Source organism: Elstera cyanobacteriorum (assembly GCF_002251735.1).
Taxonomy (GTDB): domain Bacteria; phylum Pseudomonadota; class Alphaproteobacteria; order Elsterales; family Elsteraceae; genus Elstera; species Elstera cyanobacteriorum.
Genome location: NZ_NOXS01000034.1, coordinates 91,000 through 113,618, shown reverse-complemented (window position 1 = coordinate 113,618; position 22,619 = coordinate 91,000). Strand labels below are relative to the sequence as shown.

Annotated in this window: 22 protein-coding genes and 1 tRNA gene; 14 read left to right on the top strand and 9 right to left on the bottom strand. The window is 62.1% G+C overall.

Annotation, left to right across the window (positions count from 1 at the left end; translation table 11 throughout):
- Positions 1–51: 51 nt before the first annotated feature.
- From CHR90_RS15465 to CHR90_RS15450, 4 genes are read right to left on the bottom strand one after another with little or no spacing between them, the layout of a single operon-like run.
- Entirely contained in the window at positions 52–555 is a 504-nt protein-coding gene (locus tag CHR90_RS15465; RefSeq protein WP_094410012.1) for an arsinothricin resistance N-acetyltransferase ArsN1 family A, read from the bottom strand.
- Between the two features lie 39 nt (positions 556–594).
- Entirely contained in the window at positions 595–1,116 is a 522-nt protein-coding gene (locus CHR90_RS15460) for a MarR family winged helix-turn-helix transcriptional regulator (protein ID WP_094410010.1), read from the bottom strand.
- Between the two features lie 31 nt (positions 1,117–1,147).
- Complete coding sequence (locus CHR90_RS15455; protein WP_094410008.1) at positions 1,148–2,656, bottom strand: M48 family metalloprotease; 1,509 nt, start codon at positions 2,654–2,656, stop codon at positions 1,148–1,150.
- 58 nt (positions 2,657–2,714) lie between these two features.
- Positions 2,715–3,494: a thermonuclease family protein gene (locus CHR90_RS15450; RefSeq protein WP_141210971.1), complete on the bottom strand. Its 780-nt coding sequence runs from the start codon at positions 3,492–3,494 to the stop codon at positions 2,715–2,717.
- Between the two features lie 69 nt (positions 3,495–3,563).
- Here CHR90_RS15450 and CHR90_RS15445 point away from each other — a divergent pair, with 69 nt between their 5' ends.
- From CHR90_RS15445 to CHR90_RS15420, 6 genes are all read left to right on the top strand, one after another.
- Entirely contained in the window at positions 3,564–4,361 is a 798-nt protein-coding gene (locus CHR90_RS15445; protein WP_094410004.1) for a carbonic anhydrase, read from the top strand.
- A 59-nt stretch (positions 4,362–4,420) separates the two neighbouring features.
- On the top strand, positions 4,421–5,392 hold the full coding sequence (gene pip, locus CHR90_RS15440; protein WP_094410002.1) for a prolyl aminopeptidase: 972 nt from the start codon (positions 4,421–4,423) through the stop codon (positions 5,390–5,392).
- 28 nt (positions 5,393–5,420) lie between these two features.
- Positions 5,421–5,497 (top strand) — tRNA-Arg (locus tag CHR90_RS15435).
- Positions 5,498–5,692: 195 nt separating this feature from the next.
- The gene (locus tag CHR90_RS15430; protein WP_170941429.1) at positions 5,693–6,556 is read left to right on the top strand and encodes a PAAR domain-containing protein; all 864 of its coding nucleotides are present in this window, start codon (positions 5,693–5,695) and stop codon (positions 6,554–6,556) included.
- Positions 6,557–6,558: 2 nt separating this feature from the next.
- A complete protein-coding gene (locus tag CHR90_RS15425; RefSeq protein WP_094409998.1) occupies positions 6,559–7,818 on the top strand; it encodes a pesticin C-terminus-like muramidase in 1,260 nt (419 codons plus the stop codon).
- Between the two features lie 8 nt (positions 7,819–7,826).
- Positions 7,827–8,852: a hypothetical protein gene (locus tag CHR90_RS15420; protein ID WP_141210970.1), complete on the top strand. Its 1,026-nt coding sequence runs from the start codon at positions 7,827–7,829 to the stop codon at positions 8,850–8,852.
- 160 nt (positions 8,853–9,012) lie between these two features.
- Here the strand turns inward: CHR90_RS15420 and CHR90_RS15415 are convergent, their stop codons facing one another.
- From CHR90_RS15415 to CHR90_RS15400, 4 genes are all read right to left on the bottom strand, one after another.
- Positions 9,013–10,392 carry a PepSY-associated TM helix domain-containing protein gene (locus tag CHR90_RS15415; RefSeq protein ID WP_094409995.1) on the bottom strand — a complete coding sequence of 460 codons (1,380 nt, stop codon included), beginning with the start codon at positions 10,390–10,392 and terminating at the stop codon, positions 9,013–9,015.
- A gap of 10 nt (positions 10,393–10,402) precedes the next feature.
- Positions 10,403–11,119, bottom strand: coding sequence for a helix-turn-helix domain-containing protein (locus CHR90_RS15410; RefSeq protein WP_170941428.1), 717 nt, complete (start codon positions 11,117–11,119; stop codon positions 10,403–10,405).
- Positions 11,120–11,215: 96 nt separating this feature from the next.
- The gene (locus CHR90_RS15405; RefSeq protein WP_094409992.1) at positions 11,216–11,608 is read right to left on the bottom strand and encodes a hypothetical protein; all 393 of its coding nucleotides are present in this window, start codon (positions 11,606–11,608) and stop codon (positions 11,216–11,218) included.
- 44 nt (positions 11,609–11,652) lie between these two features.
- Positions 11,653–12,750 (bottom strand): 4-oxalomesaconate tautomerase, encoded by a 1,098-nt coding sequence (locus tag CHR90_RS15400; protein WP_094409990.1) that lies wholly within the window; start codon positions 12,748–12,750, stop codon positions 11,653–11,655.
- A 126-nt stretch (positions 12,751–12,876) separates the two neighbouring features.
- Between CHR90_RS15400 and CHR90_RS15395 the strand changes: the two genes are divergently transcribed.
- From CHR90_RS15395 to CHR90_RS15380, 4 genes are all read left to right on the top strand, one after another.
- On the top strand, positions 12,877–13,764 hold the full coding sequence (locus CHR90_RS15395) for a LysR family transcriptional regulator (protein ID WP_094409988.1): 888 nt from the start codon (positions 12,877–12,879) through the stop codon (positions 13,762–13,764).
- 273 nt (positions 13,765–14,037) lie between these two features.
- The gene (locus CHR90_RS15390; RefSeq protein WP_094409986.1) at positions 14,038–15,021 is read left to right on the top strand and encodes a Bug family tripartite tricarboxylate transporter substrate binding protein; all 984 of its coding nucleotides are present in this window, start codon (positions 14,038–14,040) and stop codon (positions 15,019–15,021) included.
- Between the two features lie 140 nt (positions 15,022–15,161).
- Positions 15,162–15,794: a tripartite tricarboxylate transporter TctB family protein gene (locus CHR90_RS15385; protein ID WP_094409984.1), complete on the top strand. Its 633-nt coding sequence runs from the start codon at positions 15,162–15,164 to the stop codon at positions 15,792–15,794.
- Complete coding sequence (locus CHR90_RS15380) at positions 15,795–17,297, top strand: tripartite tricarboxylate transporter permease (RefSeq protein ID WP_094409982.1); 1,503 nt, start codon at positions 15,795–15,797, stop codon at positions 17,295–17,297.
- A gap of 53 nt (positions 17,298–17,350) precedes the next feature.
- On the opposite strand, the gene CHR90_RS15375 is transcribed toward CHR90_RS15380, so the two are convergent.
- Positions 17,351–18,403, bottom strand: a complete 1,053-nt coding sequence (locus CHR90_RS15375; RefSeq protein ID WP_141210969.1) for a response regulator — start codon at positions 18,401–18,403, stop codon at positions 17,351–17,353.
- Between the two features lie 237 nt (positions 18,404–18,640).
- On the opposite strand from CHR90_RS15375, the gene CHR90_RS15370 reads away from it, so the two are divergent.
- Genes CHR90_RS15370 through CHR90_RS15355 form a run of 4 tightly spaced genes read left to right on the top strand, consistent with a single transcriptional unit; the run spans position 18,641 to position 22,577 of the window.
- On the top strand, positions 18,641–19,597 hold the full coding sequence (locus CHR90_RS15370; RefSeq protein ID WP_094409978.1) for a bifunctional riboflavin kinase/FAD synthetase: 957 nt from the start codon (positions 18,641–18,643) through the stop codon (positions 19,595–19,597).
- Positions 19,598–19,608: 11 nt separating this feature from the next.
- Positions 19,609–20,334 carry an orotidine-5'-phosphate decarboxylase gene (gene pyrF, locus CHR90_RS15365; protein ID WP_094409976.1) on the top strand — a complete coding sequence of 242 codons (726 nt, stop codon included), beginning with the start codon at positions 19,609–19,611 and terminating at the stop codon, positions 20,332–20,334.
- A gap of 29 nt (positions 20,335–20,363) precedes the next feature.
- Entirely contained in the window at positions 20,364–21,239 is an 876-nt protein-coding gene (accD, locus tag CHR90_RS15360; protein ID WP_094409975.1) for an acetyl-CoA carboxylase, carboxyltransferase subunit beta, read from the top strand.
- 18 nt (positions 21,240–21,257) lie between these two features.
- A complete protein-coding gene (locus CHR90_RS15355; RefSeq protein ID WP_094409974.1) occupies positions 21,258–22,577 on the top strand; it encodes a bifunctional folylpolyglutamate synthase/dihydrofolate synthase in 1,320 nt (439 codons plus the stop codon).
- Positions 22,578–22,619 lie beyond the last annotated feature (42 nt).

Here is a 22,619-nt window from a genome sequence, read left to right as displayed (position 1 = left end):
TTCGGCGCTTTGCACGGCGCCGCTGAGGTGGATGGAGAGAGAAAACGGGGGTTAGGTCAGATTCTGCGGAAGAAGCCGCTCGACGATGACGACATCCAGCCATCGCCCATCGAGCTTGCCGTGGTTTTCATAGATCCCTACCTCGCGGAACCCGCAGGCGGCGCAGAGCGCCCGGCTGGGGGCATTGAAGGTGAAAATCCGCGACAGGATTTTCCAAAAACCTGCGGCTGCGGCGGCCTCGATCAACCCGTTCAACAGCGGCTTACCGATGCCCTGGCCACGCGCCACAGGGTCGATATAGATCGAAAACTCGGCAATCCCGGCATAGCACGCGCGGGGACGGTAACCGCTCGTCCCAGCCCACCCGACAACGGCACCATCGGGTGTGACGGCAACAACCTGGGGATAGCGCGCCGCATCGGCGATCTTTGGCAGAATATCTGCCGCCGTGCGCGGGTCCGTATCAAAAGTCGCCGTGCGTTCGGCGATACCGATGGAATAGATGCGGGCAATCGCGTCGGCATCGTCTTCGGTCGCGGGGCGGATGGTGATCATGGGCTTTCCGTTGTTACATGCAACTATATGGGCAAAGGTTTAAACGGCGGGGGCCGTTAACCGCGATGGGGAACAGGGGCCGACGCTGACGCCGCTGGTAAAGCGGGCCTCCGCCAACCGATGCAGACGGGTGACAACCTCGATGGCGGCGCGGCGTGCTTCTGGGTCCAGATCTTCGATCACCGCGCGTTGCTGGTCGATCAGATCATCGGTGATCTTGGCGAATAAGGCCCGCCCGGCGTTGGTGATCGTCACAACTTGGGCGCGGCCATCCGTCGGGTCGGGCTGGCGGGCGATATAGGCCTTACGCTCCAAAGCTTCTAACACCCGGCTGGTGGTGCTTTTATCGAGGAAGAGCGTCTCGGCCAAAGCCTGCGCCCGCATCGGTCCTGAATCGACAAGGTTCTTCAGCGCCTGACACTGGGTCACCGAAATATCGTAGCAGCAGATCCGGTCGCGATCGCGAAACTGATAGACGCGCACAAGGGCCGAGACCGCTTCGTGCAGCGTAACGGCATCCTGGTCGAGGGCGGGATCAGCGGGCGGGAGAGATCGTTGCATGTAACAACCATAACCTTCCCGCCGCCGCAGGTCAAGAGCGCAGCAGCTTAATCTTCGTCCCCGGCGCGGGCATCGCCCCGGGCGCGAGGCCGTTCAGCACTTCGAAGAGGCGCGCGGCTTCCCGCCCGGTCGGGGTCGGCATGCTGGCCGCTTGCTGGCGCGTTTGGGCCTCGCTGCCCGCCGTCACGATTTCCAGCCGCAAGGGCTTGAAACTGGCGGCTTCGGCGGCGGAAAGCTGGGTGAAACTCTCCGCAATCGTCTGGGCGACGCGATCAACCTCCCGCTGGTTCTGCAAACCGCCGAGAATCTGGAAGCGGTGGATGGTATTGGCGTCCGTCTTAATCGCCAGCAGCCGCACCAGCACCGGCTGGCGCTGGGAGGTTTGGGTCTGGATTAGCCCGGTCGCCGCATCCAACCCGCCCGGCACCGCGATGCGCGACAGGCTGCGCACCCCATAGCTCTGGCCCCAGGCGCGCAGATAGTCTGCCGCCCCCGCTGTATTGCGAGCGATATCATAGCGGGCCTTCGCCGCCTGCCCGGCCACTATCACCGCCTCGGCGCCATTCTGCAGGCGATAATCGGACGGTACCGACCAGCGCACCCGCTGCGGCGGCAGGATGAAACTATTGCCGCGCACCAGCCCTTCTTGCGGGTCGGCGCCATAGCCAAGGCCGTTAATCCGCGCCAGCAGCGCCTCGCGCCCAAGCTCGGTGGCGGGTTTGCTGGTTTGTGCCCGCGCGCCTTCGCCTTGGGCGGCTTCCGCCACCGCCTTCGCCACCCGGTCTTGCGTGCGCGGGTGGCTGGCCATCATGTCATAGCCCGCCTCGGGATCGCGCCCCGCCAGCTTGGCATCGAGTTCCGACTGAGCCTGAAGCTTCGCCAGAAACGCCGCCGAGGCGCTGGGGTCGTAGCCCGCGCGCGTCATATAGCGCACGCCCAGCGAATCCGCCTCAAACTCCTGATCGCGGGAGAAGGATTGCACATAGGCCGCCGCCCCCGTGCCGACGATATCGCCGACCGCTGAGCCAAGCTCGCTAGAGCCGGTCAGCACCCCCGCCAACACGGCAAGCCCGCCCGTGAGGATATTCGCCGTATTGGCCTGGCTCACCCGCTGCGCCGTATGTCGCCCGGTGACATGGCCGATTTCATGACCGAGCACGCTGGCAAGCTCCGCTTCCGAGGAGGCCAGCGCCAGCAGCCCGCGCGTGACATAGACATAGCCACCCGGCAGCGCGAAGGCGTTGACGATCTCCGAATTCAGCACGGTGAAGGTAAACGGTTGCCCGGCAAATTCCGACTGGGCGACCAGCTTCTTGCCGATGCCGGTCACATAGGCCGCCAGCCCATTGTGATCGAAGCTGCCGCCATATTCCTTCAAGATTTCCTGATGCTGTTCGGCGCCGACGCGCTTTTCTTCCTCGGGCGACATGAAGGCCGTATAGCTCTGCTGTCCCGTTGCCGGATTGGTCGAACAGCCGGAAAGCAGCGCCCCAGTCCCCAAAAGAGCGGCCAGCACGAGCGGTGACAGGTTGAATTTCACGGCGTCTTCTCCCTTAAAACCCTGGTCAAAATAGCAGGAGCTACGGCGCGGGGCAAATTTACGGCAGCTTTTCCAGATATTCGGGCCGCTCCAGGGTGATAGTCAGCCCGCCCCCGAGGCCGAGCCAGCCGCGCACCCGCAGTTTCGCGTCGTCCAAATCATGCGGGTCGGCGCCTTGCGCCTTAAGGGCACGCCCGACCGGGCTGGCGATCACAACGCGCAGGGCATTGCGCCCTTCGCCTAGGGTCAGTTCCGCCCCAAAGCCCGCCCGCTTCATCACCCGCCGCACCCGGCCTTCGACCAGATGAAAGCGGTCGCGCGCCGACCACAGGTCTTCCGCCCCCGCCTGCCGGGGTCGATAGGCGGGATAATGCCAGAGACCGCGCCCCTCCGCCCGCGCCGCCACTTCGGCCCGCAGCAGGCTAGGCAAGAGCGTTGCCCCCGGATCATCGGCCTTGGCAAGCCCGGGTAGAAGATACACACGCCCCCAGCCACCGCGAATCAGCCGCTCGTTCAGCGATCCTTGGTCGCCCGAGAGCGTCACGATGGCGCCGAAGCGCCCGCCGCGATCCGGCCCCATGAAAGCGGATAGCTCTACCGCCCGCCCAACCGCATCGGCGGCCAGCGCCGCGTCAACCTCCGCCGCGCCCGGCTCCCCCAGCTCCGGCGTTGCCCCGGCTTGGGGCATCAGCACGCCGAGCAGCCAGAGTTTTCGCCCGTCCACCAGCACCAGACTGCCGCCCTCGACGGAAACGACCTGTCCCGCCGCCGCCGCGCGGCCCGCCCCCGGTACCAGCACCCCTGCGGCCATCACCACCAATAGTTCCCGTCTCAGCACAGGCTTGTTCCTTTGCTATGCTCTCCGGCATCATATCCGACACATTGGCACGCCCCTAGGAGTGAACGAATGCAGATGAATACGGCGAACCGCCGACGCTTTGTCCCCCTTCTTCTGGCGTGTCTCGGGCTAGCAGCCCCCGCCTGGGGGCAGACACCACCGGCCCCTGTCCCGGCGGCACCGCAGCCGCCCGCCGATATTCCCTGGGCCTACAGCGGCCTTTCCGGTCCCGCTGATTGGGGGAAACTGAAGCCCGAGTTCAAAACCTGCGACGCGGGAACCGAACAAAGCCCCCTGAACTTACGCGACGGCATTAAGGCCGATCTGGGCGGCCTTTACATCGACTATCGCGAGGGCCTGGTCACCCGCACCCATACGGGTAAAACCCTGGTCATCGGCGCGCCGGACGGCAGCCGCCTGTTGCTGGGCCGCAAGGTTTATCAGTTGACCCAAGTCGAGTTCCACCACCCCAGCGAACATAAGCTCAACGGCAAAAGTTTCCCGCTGGAAGTCCAGTTCTTCCACCGGGCAGAGGATGGTAGCCCCGCCGTGACGGCCGTTTTTATCGAGACCGGGTATGAAAATAGCGCCCTGCGTCCGCTGCTGACCAATCCGCCGACTCCCAGCAGCGAGGCCCGACTGCCGGAGCCGATCCGTCTCGACGCGCTGATCCCCGATGACCGCGCCTATTTCCGCTATATGGGATCCCTGACTACCCCGCCGTGTACGGAGGGCGTGCTTTGGACGGTCTTCCGCCGCCCGGTCCAGGCCTCCCAAGCCCAAATTGACGCGCTAACCAAGCTCTTTCCGCCGAATGCCCGCCCAACCCAAAGCCTCAACCGGCGCTTTTTGCTTGAAACCCTGTAACTTAACCGTGTTTGCTGGCAACGGGGGGCTTCGACCCCCCGCAACCGGCGAGTGAACCCATGCGCACCGACCTCTTCCCCCCCATCGACCCGCACCGCACTGGCACGCTGACGCGCGGACTGCACCGGATTTATTGGGAAGAGTGCGGCACGCCCGACGGTATCCCTGTGGTCTTCCTGCACGGTGGCCCGGGCGCCGGGGCCTCGCCAACTCATCGGCGTTTTTTCGATCCCGCCGCCTATCGCATCATCCTGTTCGATCAGCGCGGCTGCGGTCGCTCCCGCCCCAGTGCCGAAGTGCGCGACAACAGCACGCAAGAGTTGATCGGCGATATCGAGGCCTTACGCGCAGAACTGGGGGTGGATCGCTGGCTGGTGTTCGGCGGCTCTTGGGGATCGACCCTGGCGCTGGCTTACGGTCAAGCCCACCCGGATCGCTGCCTGGGGTTCATCCTGCGCGGCATTTTCCTGGGGCGCCAAACGGAGATTGAATGGTTCCTGACCGGCATGCGGCAGATTTTCCCCGATGCCTGGCAGGATTTCATCGCCGCGCTGCCCGCCGACGCGCAGGGTGATCTTAGCTGGGAAACCCTGCTGGCGGCCTATTACCGCCGCCTGACCCACCCAGACCCAGCGGTGCATCTGCCCGCCGCGCACGCCTGGAGCCAGTTCGAAACCCGCGCCTCCACCCTGCTGCCCGCCCCGGACCTGCCGCAGGAACCGAATGCCGCAACGCTGGCGATCAGCCGTCTCGAAGCCCATTATTTCGTCCATCGGATTTTCTTGGAAGACGGGCAGTTGCTGGCCCAGGTCGGGCGTATCCGCCGTCTGCCCTGCACGATTGTGCAAGGCCGCTACGATATCGTCTGCCCCGCAGTCTCGGCCTATGACCTGAAACAGGCTTGGCCGGAAGCCGATCTGGTGATGGTTCCCGACGCGGGCCACGCCGCGCTCGAACCTGGTATTCGGGCCGCCTTGGTGCGCGCAACCGAACGTTATAAGCTCGACCTCGCCTCCCTCGTTGCCCCGTAAGCGCCCTTACCGTATAACCGGGCGCATGGTCCCCGTAGCTCAGCAGGATAGAGCGGCAGCCTCCTAAGCTGCAGGCCGTGGGTTCGAATCCCGCCGGGGACGCCAATCACCATCAAAATCTAGATCGCATTGAAACCCGCAGCCGCGCGTGCTGACCGGGCGCCCCCCTGCTGACGATGGCTAAGGCGGCTATCGGCCAACCGAACCTGATGCAAGCCCACTGCCCCTATTTGGGGAAAATCTTGACGCCTTCGCGTGTTTGTTCTATATATGTTCTTTTCTAATTTCAGCGAGACTATTATGATCGATAAGACGCAGGCCTGCGTCGGCGATATCGTCACCTGCCCGGTTCACGGGCTGACGCGCATCGCCGAAGGGATTGCCGCCTTCACCATTGCCGGGCGCGCAATGAGCCGGATCGGGCACCGAACCCTGTGCGGCGCAACCATTACCACCGGATCGAGCTTCTATTTCCTGAAGGGGGCCGGGGCGGCGATTGAGGGCAGCGAGACCGATCACGGTGGGCGCGTGCTGCGGAACCGCTTCCATACGTTCGTCGGTACGGCGGAAGCGGATCAAACCGCCCGTGCCCTGCGGGATGCCGCCGCAACTGGGGCACCGGTGGCACTCGCTTGCGAAAGCGAGGCAGCTATACCCAAGGACCACGCCCGCCTGCCCGTTTCACCCGATCCGCTGCCGCCGGAAACTCTGGTTCCCCTCGCGCCGGGCCAAGCGGGACTGGCGGTGATCGACCCTGCGGTGCTGCCAGAAGCCCTCCCCCGCCTCGCCGATCATGGCGGGGAGGCTTTATGCCTCTTGGGGAATAGGGTGAGTGCGCCGGTGCTCGGTACTGCGCCCTGGGTGACCCTAGTCACACCCGGCGATGCGCTTGCCGCTTGGCTGGCAGGGCAGGCAATACCCTGGGGCGGCTTCTGCCCGGTTCCCGCAGAAACCGACCTCGCGGCCCTTCAGGCCCAGCTTCTGCCCGCGACGCAGACCGATCAGGCTGGCAGCCCCGCGGTCCTGCGCTGGTGGGATAGCCGTGCTCGGCCCGGTTTGCCGCTCGCAGATGATCCGATTTTTGCACCGCTGCGCACTCTCCTAACCGGGTTCAGGTCCGCTGGGGCCGATGTTCGACTGCGTCTCAATCAGGGGAGCGTATAACCATGACAAGCGTTCTCGACCGGGTTCAGGCCCTGGCCCCCGCCGCGTTGACGGACAAGACCCGGCGGCTGCTGTCCGCAAACTCTCAAGAAGCCGTGGATTGGCTTACCCAGGGGCAGGCCGCCGGGCTGAAGTCGGAAGCGGCCTTGGTTCATCATGCGCATTTGCAGCAGCGATTGACGCAGATGCGCGTCGAGACCCTGCGGGAACTCTCGGAGCCCCAGACGGCGCGGGATCCGCAACTGAAGCAACGGCTTAGTACCCGGCTTGCTGATATCAATTCAGCGGATGCTGAAATTGCCCTGAAGATGGCCGATCCGCGTTTGTCCGAAGAACAGAAACTTGAGGATGGTTATCGGCGGGTGAATACCTTGGCAGAGGATCATCAGAGGGCCGAGATTACTGGAACGGAAAAGCGCATTGGTTTAGCGTGTTCCCGATTTTCTGTGAATGGCATCATCCGAACATGTGGCAAGCAGCCGAACTGCGTTGGGACACGGTCAAGAACGACCATGAGTCAGAAATTGTCAGATGACATCAATGCAATGCTCGGCACAAATATCGATCACATCAAGGTGAGCGAATGGGAGGGTGGTCAAAGTTTGACCGGCTATGTTCCCTGGTTTAAAGGTGCGACTGATAATAAATCGGGAATCACAATCGCATCGGGTGTAGACCTCGGCATAAACAATGAGAAATTTATGAGAAGTTTCAGTAATGTCCACTCCGCTCCATCTGGTTTGATTGACAAACTTGTTCCTTATATGGGGAAGGTGCGACAGGAGGCCTGCACCTATCTTTCCGATCACCCATTGGTTGTTTCACAGCAGGAAGCCGATTGGCTCGACCGATGGGCGGCATTCGGGAGATTCTATCCCTCAGAATATTCCAATGACATGCGTGGAAACACGGAGTTTGCACGTTATAATGCCAAAAGAAATAAAATAAATACCGCTCGAAAGAATGATTTTGATAAAAAACTTAAAGAGTATAGACAGATTCTCGAAAAATGGGAGAAAGACGAAAAAATTGGTCCAAAACCCATAGAGCCTTCTCAACCTGTCCTATATGCCGATTTTCGGCAACTTCCCAGGCAAGATCAAACTATATTTTACTCGAGACAATATCAAAATGGTGTCGGCTCAATCTATGAAGCTAGGTTGAATCTATTTATTCAACAGGACTGGGATGGGTTTTGGGCTACATACCCAAACAACTCCAGGATCATGCAGGAAAAAAGTTACCACACCCCGTCACCTTGAGAGGCAATATGGACGCTCTTCCCCCAACGCTTGATGCTCCTCCTGCCATTGTTCGAGGCACGGGCCTTTCCCAGGATATGCTTGGCTGGCACCGCTGTTGGCAGTTTCGCGATCATATTCTATTGGGCTCTTCAAAAAGTAAACTTAATGAGGAGTCAAATATATTGAAAATAAAAGAGATTTTTCCTAATATATTACACGATAATATCAATTTACATACTTATGATTATGGCTCTCTGATGTACATTTCTGATAAAAAAATAGAGGAAGGTGACAAATATGACGCTCGCCGGAGAGTTTTTATCACAAAACCAACGGAAAAATATTATTATTTTCTAAATATTTTTTCTAAGTCGACTCTTTTTTTTGAAGATATTATTGATTATAGAGATTTAAAAAAATCTCTACAAAAAGATATTATTTTGATAAAAAATAAGAATCAGGATCAAATCCGAAAAATTAACCAACTTTTTGCTCGAAATGATAAAATCATATCACTGCACGAGGAGATGCAAAGAGGCTTGCCTTATTTTCGTGACTATCATTCTCGTCCTCTTTTCTACCCTGACACAGTTGAAAAGATGTGGAGAAAAGAAAATTATGACTGGCCCAAAGCGGGAATAGATATTTTCGATTTTATTAAGAAATATGACGGTTTAATTATGATGGAACTCATGGCAAATGGATATTGGATGATTGGGGAGAAATTTTTATACGTCCATACCCAAGGCAACTGGGAAAGCACGGCAACAGAAGAGATATACAAAAAGATTAAACATGTCCTTGCTGGAGACGATGAGATTTCAACTGCGAGTAACGATCCTGTTGCGAGTACCTTAGCATCATATTTAAGTGTTTTCTCGCATTACGATCTGAAGATATTAGAAAAAGAAAGGCCCTGGGTCCAGCGCTGGCAACCTATCCCGATCAAACGCTGTATGGTGGCCTTTAAGCCATTGATGGATGATGCCGCGATGCCGGACTACCTAAAACCAATCTTCCCCGACGCGGCAAAAAGAGGGGGAAGACAGTAATCAGATCTCGCCCTACCGGAGCACCGGCAGCGCTTACTTGTGAGAGTGAGGAAGAGATACCGCACCCGTCTTCCCACTCTCCAAAAACCCAGCTTCCCCAAGCCTTGGCGCAGGATCGTGACCAAGACTTGGGGAGAGGCGCCCTCGGCAGGACGGCAGGTTAACTCAGCGCCTTCTTCAACGGCTTGACCCGCGAGATGAGCAGCAGGTCGAGCGCCAACACCGCCACCAAGACCGCACCCGATAGCGGGAAGAGCAGCGCCGCGCCGACCATCACCAAAGCCCCTGTTTTCCACAGCGGCAGGTTTTCCGGGAGACGCGGGGCAAGCAGGCGGCCCGCGCCCTTCGGCCGCCGCAGCCACCAGAGGGCGATCCCGCTGGCCGAGATCAGGATGACCGACAGGCAGAAGACGGTGACCAGTGCAATATTCCAAGCGCCCATATCGCCCTCGTGGAAGGCGATGCCGATGGCCATGGCTTTGCCTGCCCAGCCGTAATCGGCATAGCGAATATCGGCCAGCACCTTGCCGGTGAACTGATCGAGATGCACTGTGCGGTCGGCGGTCGGGTCGGCGCTATCATTGCTCATCGTGTCGCGGGAGAGGGTCCAGACGCCTTTTTCCCCCTTCGGGAACGCCAGTTGGAAACGCCCATCGAAGCCCTGCGCGCGGGCGAAGGCGATGACGCTATCCAGGGTCACCGGCGCGCCCGGGGCGGTTCCGACCGTTCCGGCAGAGGAGCCGGAGGCGGGCATCGGCGTCTGTTCTAACGTCCAAGGCACTTCCTTCACGCCGCCGTGGTTCATGCTGGCGTGCAGATCGTCCGACAGCGGCACATTATCCCATTTTTCCGACGGAAAGGTGCTCCAGGCCTGGGTGAATTTTTCCCCCCAAACCCCGGCCCAGGTAAGACCGGAGATGAGAAAGACGGCCAGCAGAAGCGCGCTATAGGCGCCAACGGTCTTATGCAGCGATTTCCAGAAAACCCGGCCCGTCGCGCTAAAATCGGGCAGCAAGGCCGCCCGCAGCCCTTCGCCGCGCGGCCACCACATGTAAAGGCCGGTCGCAATCAGCACGATACCGAACCCGGCGGCGATTTCGATCAGCCAGTCGCCGACGTTCCCCAGAAAGAGGGTGCCGTGGATCTTATTCGCAAGATCATATACGCCATTCCGGCGGTCCCAATGGCTCAGCGCCTGCCCCGTATAAGGATCGACCGCAACCATTTTGGCCCCGGCGTCACCGTTCACGCGAAACACGGCAGGCTGGTCAGAGGTGCGGGGGGCAATATACTGCACGACTTTGCCGCCGGGGATGGCTCCTTCCGCCGCGACCGCCTGCACTGAAACGGCAAGGCTGCTGGCTTGCGGGCGAACGGCGACGCTCTTCTCGCCATCGCGACCGACCAGAACCGCCGACCACAGCATCAGCAGCCCGGTCACCGCGAGCATGATGAGGAAGGGGGCAACATAAAGGCCAGCATAGAAATGCCAGCGCCACGCCGCCTGATAAAAGCGGCGGTCTTCGAGGGGTTTTGACATGGGAACCTCCCTAAAAGGTTAGACTGGGCAAAGGGTCCAGCGTCGCAAGCGACGCCGGGGTTTCCCCGGCGAGGGTTTTCAAGGCCGTGAGGCTTTTGACGGTGATGATGTCCGGCGTATCGAAGCCGATCAGCCCTTCCCGCTTCAGGGCGTTGAGGGTGCGGCTTACGGTTTCGCCGGTCAGCCCCAACCAATCCGCCAGATCGGTGCGGGTCAGATGCAGGCGGAAGATCACTTCGGCATAGGTGCAGTCCCGCATCCGCGCGCCAAACTGCTGGGCGAGGTCGAGAACAGCAAAGGCGACCCGTTCACGGGCGGTTTTTCGCCCCAGGAGCAGGGCATGCTGCTGGGCGCGGCGCAGCATCAGCAGCGCCGCCGCCAGCCAGTCGGCGGTCGCCTGCGGTGCCGCTAACGGGTGACGATCAAACTGGGTTGGAGACAGGGTTTCCGCCGTACAAGCGGCGCTATCCGTCATCTGGCGGTGGATTAAGCGCCCCGGCCCCAGAATATCGAGAATCTGCCGCCGCCCGTCGGGCAGCAGTTGATAGAGCGCGACACAGCCCCGGATGATGCGCAAGGCGTCGTCGGATGCGCTCTCGCGCAGGGGGAGAACCGTGGCGGGCGGCATTCGCATCCAGCGGGCGGCATTAATATTGCGGTGCGGCACTCGCCGCACGCCGAAACGCCGCTCGGCAGGCGCGGCGATTGGCAGGCTGATGATCTGCATAGGCATTCCCTCGGCACAGCGCCGGGGACTGCCAGGAGGGGCAGACCGCAGTCGGCGCGCGATGGCTGAGCCGCTTCGGAGACTCCGAAGCGGCGCTTAGGCGATCGCGCGGGTAGGCGGCCCTATGGGCGGGGCTTGCGGGGGAAAGAACTGCCGATAGAGGGCTTCCGGCCGGGGCAGAAAATCGACCTGCTGAACCGGCAGATGCACACGGAGAACCGGGGAACCGGCGCCAAGCGGCAGAACGGACACCCCGAGCAGGCAGAGATCGCAGAGATGCCCGGCCATTGTCTTGCCAGTCGCATCATCCGCCCCGCCGGGCAGGCAGAGCAGCGGTAAGGAGCCATCGGGCAGCGCGTACAGCGCCAGATCGGCCGCCATCGGGGCGACCGAAAAAGCCGGATTGCTTCGCGTCATGCCGCCCCATAGCACGGCCACCGCGCACAAAAGGCGCAGCAGGAAGGCGGGAAGGGTGATCGGGCGCGACATGGGGTTACCTCTACCCGGAAATGCCCCCGCCTGCAAAACTATCCTTAAGGGGTGGGAACCGCCGTTTCCACCGGATCGGCCACAAGCACGCGCCCTTCAAACAAGCGGCGGGCCGTGCGCAGCAGCGAGGCGCGGCGAATCACCCCGGTCTCCGGGTCTTGCTCAAGCTCGACGGCGATTTGACCGGATGGATGCTCGATGATCAGGGTCCGGTGCCCCTCGGCATCCAGCGGCGGCAGATTGGCCAAGCGATAGGCCTCTGTCCCCGGGGTGCAGCAGGCGGTGGCAATGCCGATGGCGCCGGTGATCGCGAGGGCCGTATGGCAGGTTCGCGGCATGAAGTAGCGCGCGGTGATCGTGCCGCCCTGGGCTGGGGGGGCCAGCAGCACCGGCTTCGGCACCACCCGCTCGCTCACATCACCAAACCCCATCCGCGCCCCGGCCTGGCGGCGCAGGGTTTCAAGCTGGGTTAGAAACGCCGCATCGGCGTCTAACTCGGCGGGGCGCTCTTGGCCGGTTTTTCCCAAGGCTGCCGCAGCAACAAGCATCATCGGTACGGCCATATCGATGCAGGTTACGGCAGTATCGGTGATCACATCGCGCGCTTGGCCGGTGGGCAGCAGTTTGCCGGTTTTGGCCCCGGCAGCATCGAGGAAAGTGAGGCGGATCGGCGCCGCCGTCCCCGGCACCCCGTCGATCTGCGCCGCGCCGTCATAGGTAACCCGCCCGTTCGGCGTCTCGACCGTCGCTTCGATGAGCTTGCCGGTATTCACGTTGTGAATAACCAAACGGCTGCGCGGGTGGCTTGCCGTCACCAGCCCCGCTTCCAGAGCGAACGGCCCGACGCCCGCCAGCATATTGCCGCAGTTTGGGCTGGTATCGACCGTGCGGCGGCTGACATCGACTTGCGCGAAGAGATAGTCCACGTCGGCCCCCGGCTTGGTCGCCGGGCCGCAGATCGCGACCTTACTGGTCAAGGGGTTACCGCCGCCGATCCCATCGATTTGCAGCGGATGACCAGACCCAAGGGCGGCGATGAGGATCGCATCGCGCTGCGCTATATCCTGCGGCAAATCCGAGGCTAGAAAAAACGGCCCGCGCGACGTGCCGCCACGCATGAGCACACACGGAATTGATCCCATTTCATCCCCATCGGTCGGATTTTGGGGGCGGCGGCAAGGGCCGTCAGCGCCCGGCGTGGGGTCAACTTGACGAAACGGGTTAATTTTGTGAATTTCAATGAACTGAACGATTGATGCGTGAAAAGCATGAATGTCGATCTCGAAGATTTGCGGGCCTTTGTCGCCGTCGCCGAACTGCGCAGCTTCAATGCGGCGGCGCAGCTTATCCACCTGTCGCAACCGGCGCTGACACGGCGGGTTCAAAAACTCGAAGAAAATCTGGGCGTTAGTCTGCTGGAACGCACAACCCGCCGGGTAGAACTGACCACCGTGGGGCGCGATTTTCTGCCCAAAGCCCGCCGCCTGCTGGATGATCTCGACGCGTCGCTGCTGTCGGTGCGGGAAATTGCCGAACATCGCTCCGGCCTCGTCAACATCGCTTGCATCCCAACCGCCGCCTATTACTTCCTGCCCGATGTGATCGCCACCTACAGCCGCACCTATCCGAACATCCGCATTCGCGTGGTCGATGAAGGCGCCAATGCCGTGCTGCAATCGGTGCTGAATGGCGAGGTAGAGTTAGGGATAACGCTGCTGGGCACCCAAGAATCGGAAATCACCTTCGATCCCTTGGTCGAAGAGCCTTTCGTTCTGGCGTGCCGGGGCGATCACGAGTTGGCGGCCCGCAAAGAGGTGGCCTGGCAAGACCTGAAGCCCTATCGCTTCATCACAGTGGGGCGCTTAAGCGGCAATCGTTTGATCCTCGACCTCCAGCTTGCGCAGACCGATTGGCGCCCGCGCTGGTTCTATGAGGTTCAGCATCTCTCCACCTCCCTGGGCTTGGTGGAAGCGGGATTGGGCATCGCCGCCCTGCCGCGCATGAGCCTACCCGCCGGTCCCCACCCGGTTCTCGCCAGCCGACCGCTGATCAATCCGGTGGTAACGCGCACGGTCGGCATCGTCCGGCGGCGGGGGGCCAGCCTGTCCCCGGCGGGGCAGCGGTTTTACGATATGCTGATGCAGCGCTGGGGCTAATCGCCCCCACACTAATAAGCTAGACGCATTAATCCTGCCGATCTTTGCAATTCATCTCCGAATTGCGACGCGCTATCTGCTGTAAGCACAAGATCGCGCCCCCTATGGCTTCGGCCCGCGCCCGCAGAAGGCGACCCCGAGACCGCTTTACCGAAAGGGGGCTTCACCCTGACCCGCCAGGCTTTGACTGGCGACCGGCAGAGATCGCGCGCCGTTCATAAAAAACGGCGCGACCGAGGAATGCTGTGCACAATAACCCTGGGAGGAAATAAAATGCTCAATCGCCGCGCGCTCTGCGCCCTCGTCATCGCCGCTGCGTCGGTGGCCCCCGTCTCGCTGGCGGTCGCGCAAACCGATAGCTTCCCCAGCCGCCCGATCCGGCTGCTCGTCCCCTATGCCGCGGGTGGCGGCACCGATGCAATTGCCCGGCTGGTCGCCAATGGTGTTGGCGAAAAGCTGGGCCAGACGATGATCGTCGAAAATAACGGCACGGCGGGCGGCAATGTCGCGTCCACAACCGTCGCCAATGCCAAACCCGATGGTTACACGGTCCTCATGGCCAATCAGGGGCCGATGGTGGTCAATCCGCATCTGTTCAAAAACCTGCGCATCGACCCGCTGGAAGCCTTCGAGCCGATTACCCTGATCGCCCGCACGCCGCTGGTCGTCGTCGTCTCGAAAAACTCGCCGTTCAAGAGCTTTAAAGACCTGATGGCCCACGGCAAAGCCAAGCCCGGGCAGCTTAGTTACGGATCGGCGGGCAATGGCTCCGCCAGCCATCTCGCCACCGCCCTACTGCTGGCCCAAGCCAATATCGAGGCGGTTCACATCCCCTATAAGGGCGCTGGCCCGGCCTTGAACGATATGCTCGGCGGGCGTGGGGATTTTATGGTGACGACGCTTCCCTCCGTCCTCGGCCTGATCGACGGCGGCCAAATGGTGCCGCTGGCCGTCACGACCGATAAGCGGGTGGAAAAGCTGGCGCAAGTTCCGACCGTCGCCGAAAGCGGCCTGCCCGACTATACTTCCGCCGCGTGGTATGGCTTCTCGGTACCGAAGAATACGCCGCAGCCGGTCATCCAAAAACTGCGCGAGGCAACCCTGGCCGCGCTGGCGGCGCCGATCATCAAAGAACGGTTGGCGGCAGAAGGCACCGAAATCGTTGGCGATACCCCGGCGGAATTCGGCGCGATGATGAAGGCCGAGTCGGCCCGCTGGGCGAAGTTCCTCGCCAGCAGCAATATTTCGATCGACTAACGCGGCCAAGGCCGCCTGTCCTTGGCATCGGCCCCTCGGCGCGTCTCTCCCCCCCCGGCCGTTCCCCTTGGCTGGATCGAGGGGCCGATGTCAAACCGCGCCGCCCCTGAGCCGCGCCGCCCGATTTCAGGATTTTCCCCATGCACCCTTCTTCCGCCGTGCCACGCGCGGTGCCGTTGCGCGCCCCTGCGGCTCCCCAGACCTTCGTTGCCGGTCTCGTACTGCTGGCCTTGGCCGGGATCGCCTTTTGGCTGACCGCCGATTTACCGCGCGGCAGTCTGCGCTCCGCCGGGCCGGGCATGCTGCCGCAAGCCTTGGCGGTTTTGATCGCCCTCTGCGGCGCTGTCTTAACGGTGTCCGGTTTTCTCGTCCGGGGTGAGGCAATTCCGAAAGGGTCGCTGCGCGGGCCGGTGTGCATTTCGCTGGCGATTGCGGGTTTTGCCCTGACGATCAAACCGATGAGCTTCGGCGCCCTCACCACACCGGAATTGGGGTTGGCCGTCGCTGGACCGCTGGCGATTTTCTTGGGCGGCTATGCCGCGCCGGGGGCGCGCTTCAAGCCCCTGCTGCTGCTGGCGTTGACGCTGACCCCGCTCTGCATGCTGTTGTTCGGCGATATGCTGAACCTGCCGATCCCGCTGCTGCCGCAGTTTCTGGCGGAAAACCTGTTCGCGGATTGGAGCTATAAGGGCGCCCTGCGCCTGACCGCCGCCGCGCTGCTGGCCACCGCGCTTGCGCTGTTTCTTCTGACCCGCACGCGGGGGGGCCGCTAGATGTTTGATCTTTTCGCAAACCTCGGCCTCGGGCTGAGTGTCGCCCTGTCCCTGCAAAATATCGCGCTCTGCTTCGTCGGCTGTCTGGTCGGCACGCTCGTCGGGATTTTGCCCGGCGTCGGGCCGATTGCGACCATCAGTATGCTGCTGCCAATTACCTTTGGTCTTGATCCAGTCGGCGCGCTGATCATGTTGGCGGGCATTTACTACGGGGCGCAATATGGCGGCTCCACCACCGCCATTCTGGTGAATATTCCCGGGGAAGCGACCGCCGTCGTCACCACGCTCGATGGGCATCAAATGGCCCGCCAAGGCCGCGCCGGGGTGGCGCTGGGGATTGCCGCCATCGGCTCCTTCATCGCGGGCACCTTTGCCACGCTGCTGATCGCCGCCCTCGGGGCACCGCTGACCAAATTGGCGCTGGTCTTCGGCCCTGCCGAATATTTCGCCCTGATGTTGATGGGCTTGGTCTTCGCCGTCGTGCTGGCGCACGGGTCGATCCTAAAAGCCATCGCGATGATCCTGGTCGGCACGCTGCTCTCGACCGTTGGCACCGACCTTGGCACCGGGCAGGAGCGGATGACCCTGGGGCTTGAATTCCTGTCCGATGGGATTGATTTTGCCGTGCTGGCGATGGGGATTTTTGGGATCGCCGAAATTCTGCGCAACCTCGATGCGGTGGAAAACCGCGATGTCGTGCGCGGCACCATCGGGCGCCTGCTGCCGTCGACAGCCGATATGAAGCAGTCCGCCGCCCCGATTGCGCGCGGCACGCTGATCGGCTCGATCCTGGGGCTGCTGCCCGGCAATGGCGCCGTGCTGGGGCCGTTCGCCACCTATTCGCTGGAAAAGAAACTGGCGAAAGACCCGTCGCGCTTCGGCAAAGGCGCCATCGAAGGCGTGGCGGGGCCGGAATCGGCGAATAACGCCGGGGCGCAAACTTCCTTCATTCCGCTGCTGACGCTGGGTATTCCGCCGAATGCCGTCATGGCGCTGATGGTCGGGGCGATGACCATTCACGGCATCATTCCGGGGCCGCTGGTGATGACGCGCACACCCGATCTGTTCTGGGGGATGATCGCCTCCATGTGGATCGGCAACCTGCTGCTGCTGATCATCAATCTGCCGATGATCGGCCTGTGGGTGCGGCTGCTGAAGGTGCCCTACCCCATCCTCTTCCCGGCCATTCTTATGTTCTGCTGCATCGGTATTTTCTCGATCAATGCCGAACCCGTGCAGGTGCTGATGATCGCCATCTTCGGGCTGATCGGCTATGCACTCAGCAAATTCGGTTTCGAACCCGCGCCGCTGCTGCTGGGCTTCGTTCTGGGCGATCTGATGGAAGAAAACTTCCGCCGGGCCCTGCTGATGTCGCGCGGCGATCTGACAACTTTCATCGCCAGCCCGATTTCGGTGGGTCTGCTGCTCTTGGCATTGGGGATGCTGGTGCTGGCATTACTGCCGAGCTTCCGCAAAAGCCGGGAAGACGTGTTCGTCGAATAGGGTGGGTATCCTCGGCGGCCTTCCCACTCTTTAGGGAAGGCCGCCGATGCTTATTAATGGCTGACCAGCAGCCGGTCGCGCGCCCGCTCCAGGCTCGCGACCAATTCTTTGCCGAGCTGCCCGCCCTCGCCCTTGATCTTGTCGCGGATGACCGCGTTGATCCCGTCGATATGGGTGCGGATAAACTCGAAAAGCTGGTCGCTGGCTTCAGAGATATTCAGCGTGCATTCGTATAGCGAACGGCCAAAAACCGTGATCAGCGGGTAGCCGAAGGTCGAGCCTTGGCCGCGCAGATCATGGGCGATGCTGTTGATCGTCTGGATCGGCACGATGCGCTTACGCGGGTCTAGCGCCCTTCCCGAGCGATGGGCGTCATAAAGCTGCTGGATCGACCCGCGCACCCAATCGGAATAATCTTCCTCCATCCGGTCGAGCTGCTGTTCGGCCTGCTGGAGTAACTGCGGATCGATGGTCAGCGGCCCGCGTCCGATCCCAGCGATCTTTTCGCGCAGCCGGTTCGGCAGTTTGAACATAAAGGCCTTGGCATTCGGATTGACCGAGCGCAGGCGCGTGCCCGTGTAAAGAATCTCCACATCGCCTTCTTTGGCAACGCGCCGATCCACATCATTGTACGGGCGAACCTGTCGGCGCCGGTCGGGGCCAAAATAGTCGCGGGTATAGACGAAGGGGCGCGGCGCATCGATGGCGGCAATCAGATGGTTGGCCACCGCCTTCACCGAAAACGGCTTGGCCAGAAACTCCGTCACGCCAAGATCGCGGACTTCGCGCACCTTATCGCCATCCGCTGCACCGGAAATCATAACAAAGGGGATGAACCGGTCGGGCGAATCTTCGCTCTGGCGCACCCAGCGTAGCACCATCGGCCCGCTGATCGGCGACATCAGGTAATCGCAAATAATGATATCCGGCACCAGCGCCTGGGCCGCCGCTGCGTTTTTGCCGATGGACCGCAGATGGGTAATGGCGGCGCCGCCTTCTTCCATCGCGACGATGCGGCCGACTTTAAGCGCGCGCAAAATCTCCGCCAGCATCCCCCGGAAAAAAGGGCTGTCTTCGATGATCAGCACGCTTAAACGCTCAAACACGGCGCTTCCCTCCCACTGGGCGGCTTTCCAAGATGATGGCACAAAATCTGAGCCGATATCTTCAGGGATTGGGGTACCGGAATAGCCCTAAATGTCAACCTAAAACGTAAAAATCAATCTTTTGTTGCCGGGCCGATGGTTGCCCGCCCGCCCTCATCTGCCTATAACTCGGGATATTATCGGCCGCGACTCGTTGGGAACGGCTGAATGCCCGATCAGGATTACAAGGGATCCAGAATGAGCCTTACCCTGCCGCAGGGCACTTGTTTCGTGCGGACCCTGGCCGCGCTGCCGCCGGCGCTCAAAGGCGGGGCGGTTGCGGTTGGTAATTTCGACGGGGTTCACCTGGGGCACCGGGCGGTGATCGACGCCGCCCGTAAGGTCGCCGACGCCCGCGCCCTTCCCCTGCTCTGCCTGACCTTCGAACCGCACCCGCGTACCGTGTTTGCCCGGCAGAAGGGCGGCGGCGCGCCGTTTCGGCTAACCCCCGGCTTCGTCAAGTTCCTGGCGCTCGACGGGTTGCGGCTCGATTGCATCGTCTCCCTGCGCTTCACGCCGGAGTTTGCCCAACAAACGCCCGACCAGTTTATTCAAGACGTGTTGATCGACGGGCTGCGGGCGCAGCATGTGGCGGTCGGTCATGATTTCTGCTTTGGGCGCGGGCGGGCGGGCAATGCCGGAACCTTAAGTGCCGAGGCGGCTTTCACCGTCACCGCCCTGCCGCCCCAGCGCCGGGCGGAGGGGGAGGCCTTCGCCTCCACCCTGATCCGTGACCATCTGACCAAAGGCGAGACGGAAGCCGCCGCCGCGCTGATGGGCCGCCCGTTCACCATCGTCGGGCGCGTTCGCCACGGCGATAAGCGCGGGCGCACCATCGGCTTCCCGACGGCCAATATCGAGCTGGGCGACTATCTGCGCCCGGCCTTCGGCGTTTACTCGGTAACGGTCGAAATCGACGGGCAACCTCATCACGGCGTCGCCAATCTGGGCCGCCGCCCGACCGTGGCGGGCTTGGTGGAGCGGTTGGAAGTGCATCTCTTTGATTTTTCGGGTGATCTTTATGGCCGCAAACTCTGCGTTGCCCTGCACCACTTCCTGCGGCCGGAAATGAAGTTCGATGGGCTGGCGGCGCTGACGGCGCAGATCGCCCGCGACGCCCAAGCCGCGCGCGACAAGCTGGCCGCGCTCTGCTAAAAGAGGTCTCCATGACCACCGCACACACGGCGCAGCTTTACTGCGCACTCGATACCGTCGATCTGGCGCAGGCCCGCCTGTGGGCCGGACAAATCGCCGGGCATGTCGATGGGGTGAAGCTCGGGCTGGAATTTTTCCTCGCCCACGGCCCCGCTGGCGTCCGCGCGATCCAAACCGTCGGCCTGCCGATCTTCCTCGATCTGAAGCTGCACGATATTCCCAATACCGTGGCGGGCGCCGTGCGCGCCGTCGCCGGCTTGGGGGTTGCCGTCATGACCGTTCACGCCAGCGGCGGGGCGGCGATGATGCGCGCGGCGGTGGAGGCGGCGGAAACCACGGCCAAAGCCGCTGGAGTGCCGGTGCCGAAGGTCGTGGGCGTCACCGTCCTCACCAGCCTTGCCGACGACGACCTTCAGCAGACCGGCCAAAGCGGCCCGTTGCCCGATCAGGTCGTGCGTCTGGCGCAGCTTGCCGTGCAGAACGGCTTGGCGGGCGTCGTGTCTTCGGCTAAGGAAGCGGCCCTGCTGCGGTCGAAGCTGGGCGCCGCGCCGCTACTAGTCGTGCCAGGTATCCGCCCGACCTGGGCCGAGGCGGGCGACCAAAAGCGCATCGTCACCCCGGGGGAAGCCGTGCGCCTGGGCGGCAGCCTGCTGGTGGTGGGACGCCCGATTACCGAAGCGCGCGACCCGGCCGATGCCGCCCGCCGCGTGCGTGCAGATATGATGGCCGCGGCCTGACCCGCCCGGCGTGAAGGAGTTTTAGGCTTATGAATTGGCTGACCAATTTCGTCCGTCCGAAGATCCGTGCGCTGGTAAGCCGCGGGGCCGAGATTCCCGATAATCTCTGGGTCAAATGCGACAAATGCGGCACGATGATTTTTCATCGCGAGCTCGAAGCCTCGCTGCACGTCTGCACCCATTGCGGCAACCATATGCGCATCGATACGGCCAAGCGCTTGGCGCTGATGCTGGACGAGGGCTTCACCAAGCTCGAGATGCCGAAGCCGATCGTCGATCCGCTGAAGTTCCGCGATAAGGAACGCTATACGGACCGGCTGAAGCGCGCCCACGCGAAAAGCCCGGAACCGGATGCGCTCACCTCCGCCGCCGGAACCATCGGCGGTGTTCCGGCTGTGGTCTCGGTGTTGGATTTCAGCTTCATGGGCGGCTCGATGGGCATCGGCGTCGGCGATGGCTTCGTCGCGGCGGCGCGGGAAGCTGTGGCGCGTAAGGCGGCCTTCATTGCTGTCACCTCCTCCGGCGGGGCGCGCATGCAGGAAGGCATTCTGTCGCTCATGCAAATGCCGCGCACCACCATTGCCGTGCAGATGGTTAAGGAAGCCGGGCTACCGTACATCGTGCTGCTGACCGACCCGACCACCGGCGGCGTCTCCGCCTCCTTCGCCATGCTGGGGGACGTGCAGATCGCCGAACCGGGCGCCTATATCGCCTTCGCCGGGGCCCGGGTGATCGAAAACACTGTGCGCGAAAAACTGCCGGAAGGCTTCCAGCGCGCCGAATATCTGCTGGAGCACGGCATGCTGGACATGGTGGTAACGCGCGCCGAACTGCGCGGCGCGCTGACGAAGGTGCTGCGTCTGTTGATGCACGCCACCCCGCAATCGACCCCAAGCGCCGCCTAACCCCGCGAAAGGGCCGCCATGACCGAGCCGGTGGAACGCTGCCACGACGTATTGAAACGGTTGCAGGCGCTGCACCCGAAGGTGATCGATCTATCGTTGGGGCGTATGCAAGCGCTGCTCGATAAGCTCGATAATCCCGAACGCAGCTTACCCCCGGTCGTTCATGTTGCGGGGACTAACGGCAAAGGCTCGTTGGTCGCCTATCTAAAGTCTATCTTCCAAGCGTCGGGTTATAAGGCCCATACGTATATTTCGCCGCATCTGGTGCGCTTTAACGAGCGCATCGTGCTGGGCGGCAATCAGATCACCGATGACGCGCTGGCCGCCGTGCTGGAACGGGTGGAAACCGCCAATGCCGGGGCGCCGATCACCTTCTTCGAAATTACCACGGCGGCAGCCTTCGTCGCCTTTTCGCAGTATCCGGCCGATGTGCTGCTGCTGGAAGTCGGCCTTGGCGGGCGGCTCGATGCCACCAACGTCATCCCGCCGCCGCTACTGACGGCGATTACGCCGATCTCGCTCGACCATCAATACTATCTTGGGGATACGCTGGCAGCGATTGCCGGGGAAAAAGCCGGGATTATCAAGGAAGGCTGCACCGCTATCGTCGGCCCGCAGCCGCCAGAAGCCCTATCGGTAATCGATCTGCGCGCGGCCTCGGTCGGCGCCACGGCGCTGGCGTGCGGACGGGAATGGACGGCGGGCGCCTGCCCGGAGGGGCTGAAGTATCAGGATGCGATCGGCACGCTGCTGCTGCCGAAACCAGGCCTGTTCGGCGCCCATCAGATCGCCAATGCTGGAACTGCCGTCGCCTGCGCCTTGCAGTTGCGCAAGCGCTTTCAGAAGATCACCGCCGTCTCGCTGGCCCAAGGGCTGCGCAAGGTAGAACATCCCGCCCGCATGCAGCGGCTGATCACCGGCCCGCTGGTCGATCTGCTGCCCGATACCTGCGAGCTATGGCTCGACGGCGGCCATAATCCCGGCGCGGGCGAGGCGCTGGCCGAGACGTTGAAAGAGTGGCGCGACCGGCCCTTATTCCTGATCGTCGGCATGATCGATTCGAAAGACCCACGCGGTTTTCTGTCGCCCTTGCAGCCGTTTGCCAAGACCATCCGTACCGTCACCATCCCGGACGAAGCCAATTCGGTGGCGGGCGACCGGCTGGCGGCGATTGCCCAAGACGTCGGCTTTGCCGATGCCGCCTCGGTCGATGCCGTGTCGGAAGGCTTGCGCGAAATCGCCGACCGCGCCTTGGGCGCGCGCGTGCTGATTTGTGGTTCGCTCTATTTGGCCGGGCGGGTGCTGGCCGAAAACCGCTGCCCTCCGCCGATCAGTTAGAGCAAATCCCAAGCGGGCGGAACACCCGCGACGACGTATTTG

Bases quoted from the DNA above. Each gene is read 5' to 3' on its own strand.
- CHR90_RS15465 (WP_094410012.1), bottom strand. From the start codon at position 555: ATGATCACCATCCGCCCCGCGACCGAAGACGATGCCGACGCGATTGCC.
- CHR90_RS15460 (WP_094410010.1), bottom strand. From the start codon at position 1,116: ATGCAACGATCTCTCCCGCCCGCTGATCCCGCCCTCGACCAGGATGCC.
- CHR90_RS15445 (WP_094410004.1), top strand. From the start codon at position 3,564: ATGCAGATGAATACGGCGAACCGCCGACGCTTTGTCCCCCTTCTTCTG.
- pip (WP_094410002.1), top strand. From the start codon at position 4,421: ATGCGCACCGACCTCTTCCCCCCCATCGACCCGCACCGCACTGGCACG.
- CHR90_RS15430 (WP_170941429.1), top strand. From the start codon at position 5,693: ATGATCGATAAGACGCAGGCCTGCGTCGGCGATATCGTCACCTGCCCG.
- CHR90_RS15425 (WP_094409998.1), top strand. From the start codon at position 6,559: ATGACAAGCGTTCTCGACCGGGTTCAGGCCCTGGCCCCCGCCGCGTTG.
- CHR90_RS15420 (WP_141210970.1), top strand. From the start codon at position 7,827: ATGGACGCTCTTCCCCCAACGCTTGATGCTCCTCCTGCCATTGTTCGA.
- CHR90_RS15415 (WP_094409995.1), bottom strand. From the start codon at position 10,392: ATGTCAAAACCCCTCGAAGACCGCCGCTTTTATCAGGCGGCGTGGCGC.
- CHR90_RS15410 (WP_170941428.1), bottom strand. From the start codon at position 11,119: ATGCAGATCATCAGCCTGCCAATCGCCGCGCCTGCCGAGCGGCGTTTC.
- CHR90_RS15405 (WP_094409992.1), bottom strand. From the start codon at position 11,608: ATGTCGCGCCCGATCACCCTTCCCGCCTTCCTGCTGCGCCTTTTGTGC.
- CHR90_RS15400 (WP_094409990.1), bottom strand. From the start codon at position 12,750: ATGGGATCAATTCCGTGTGTGCTCATGCGTGGCGGCACGTCGCGCGGG.
- CHR90_RS15395 (WP_094409988.1), top strand. From the start codon at position 12,877: ATGAATGTCGATCTCGAAGATTTGCGGGCCTTTGTCGCCGTCGCCGAA.
- CHR90_RS15390 (WP_094409986.1), top strand. From the start codon at position 14,038: ATGCTCAATCGCCGCGCGCTCTGCGCCCTCGTCATCGCCGCTGCGTCG.
- CHR90_RS15385 (WP_094409984.1), top strand. From the start codon at position 15,162: ATGCACCCTTCTTCCGCCGTGCCACGCGCGGTGCCGTTGCGCGCCCCT.
- CHR90_RS15380 (WP_094409982.1), top strand. From the start codon at position 15,795: ATGTTTGATCTTTTCGCAAACCTCGGCCTCGGGCTGAGTGTCGCCCTG.
- CHR90_RS15370 (WP_094409978.1), top strand. From the start codon at position 18,641: ATGAGCCTTACCCTGCCGCAGGGCACTTGTTTCGTGCGGACCCTGGCC.
- pyrF (WP_094409976.1), top strand. From the start codon at position 19,609: ATGACCACCGCACACACGGCGCAGCTTTACTGCGCACTCGATACCGTC.
- accD (WP_094409975.1), top strand. From the start codon at position 20,364: ATGAATTGGCTGACCAATTTCGTCCGTCCGAAGATCCGTGCGCTGGTA.
- CHR90_RS15355 (WP_094409974.1), top strand. From the start codon at position 21,258: ATGACCGAGCCGGTGGAACGCTGCCACGACGTATTGAAACGGTTGCAG.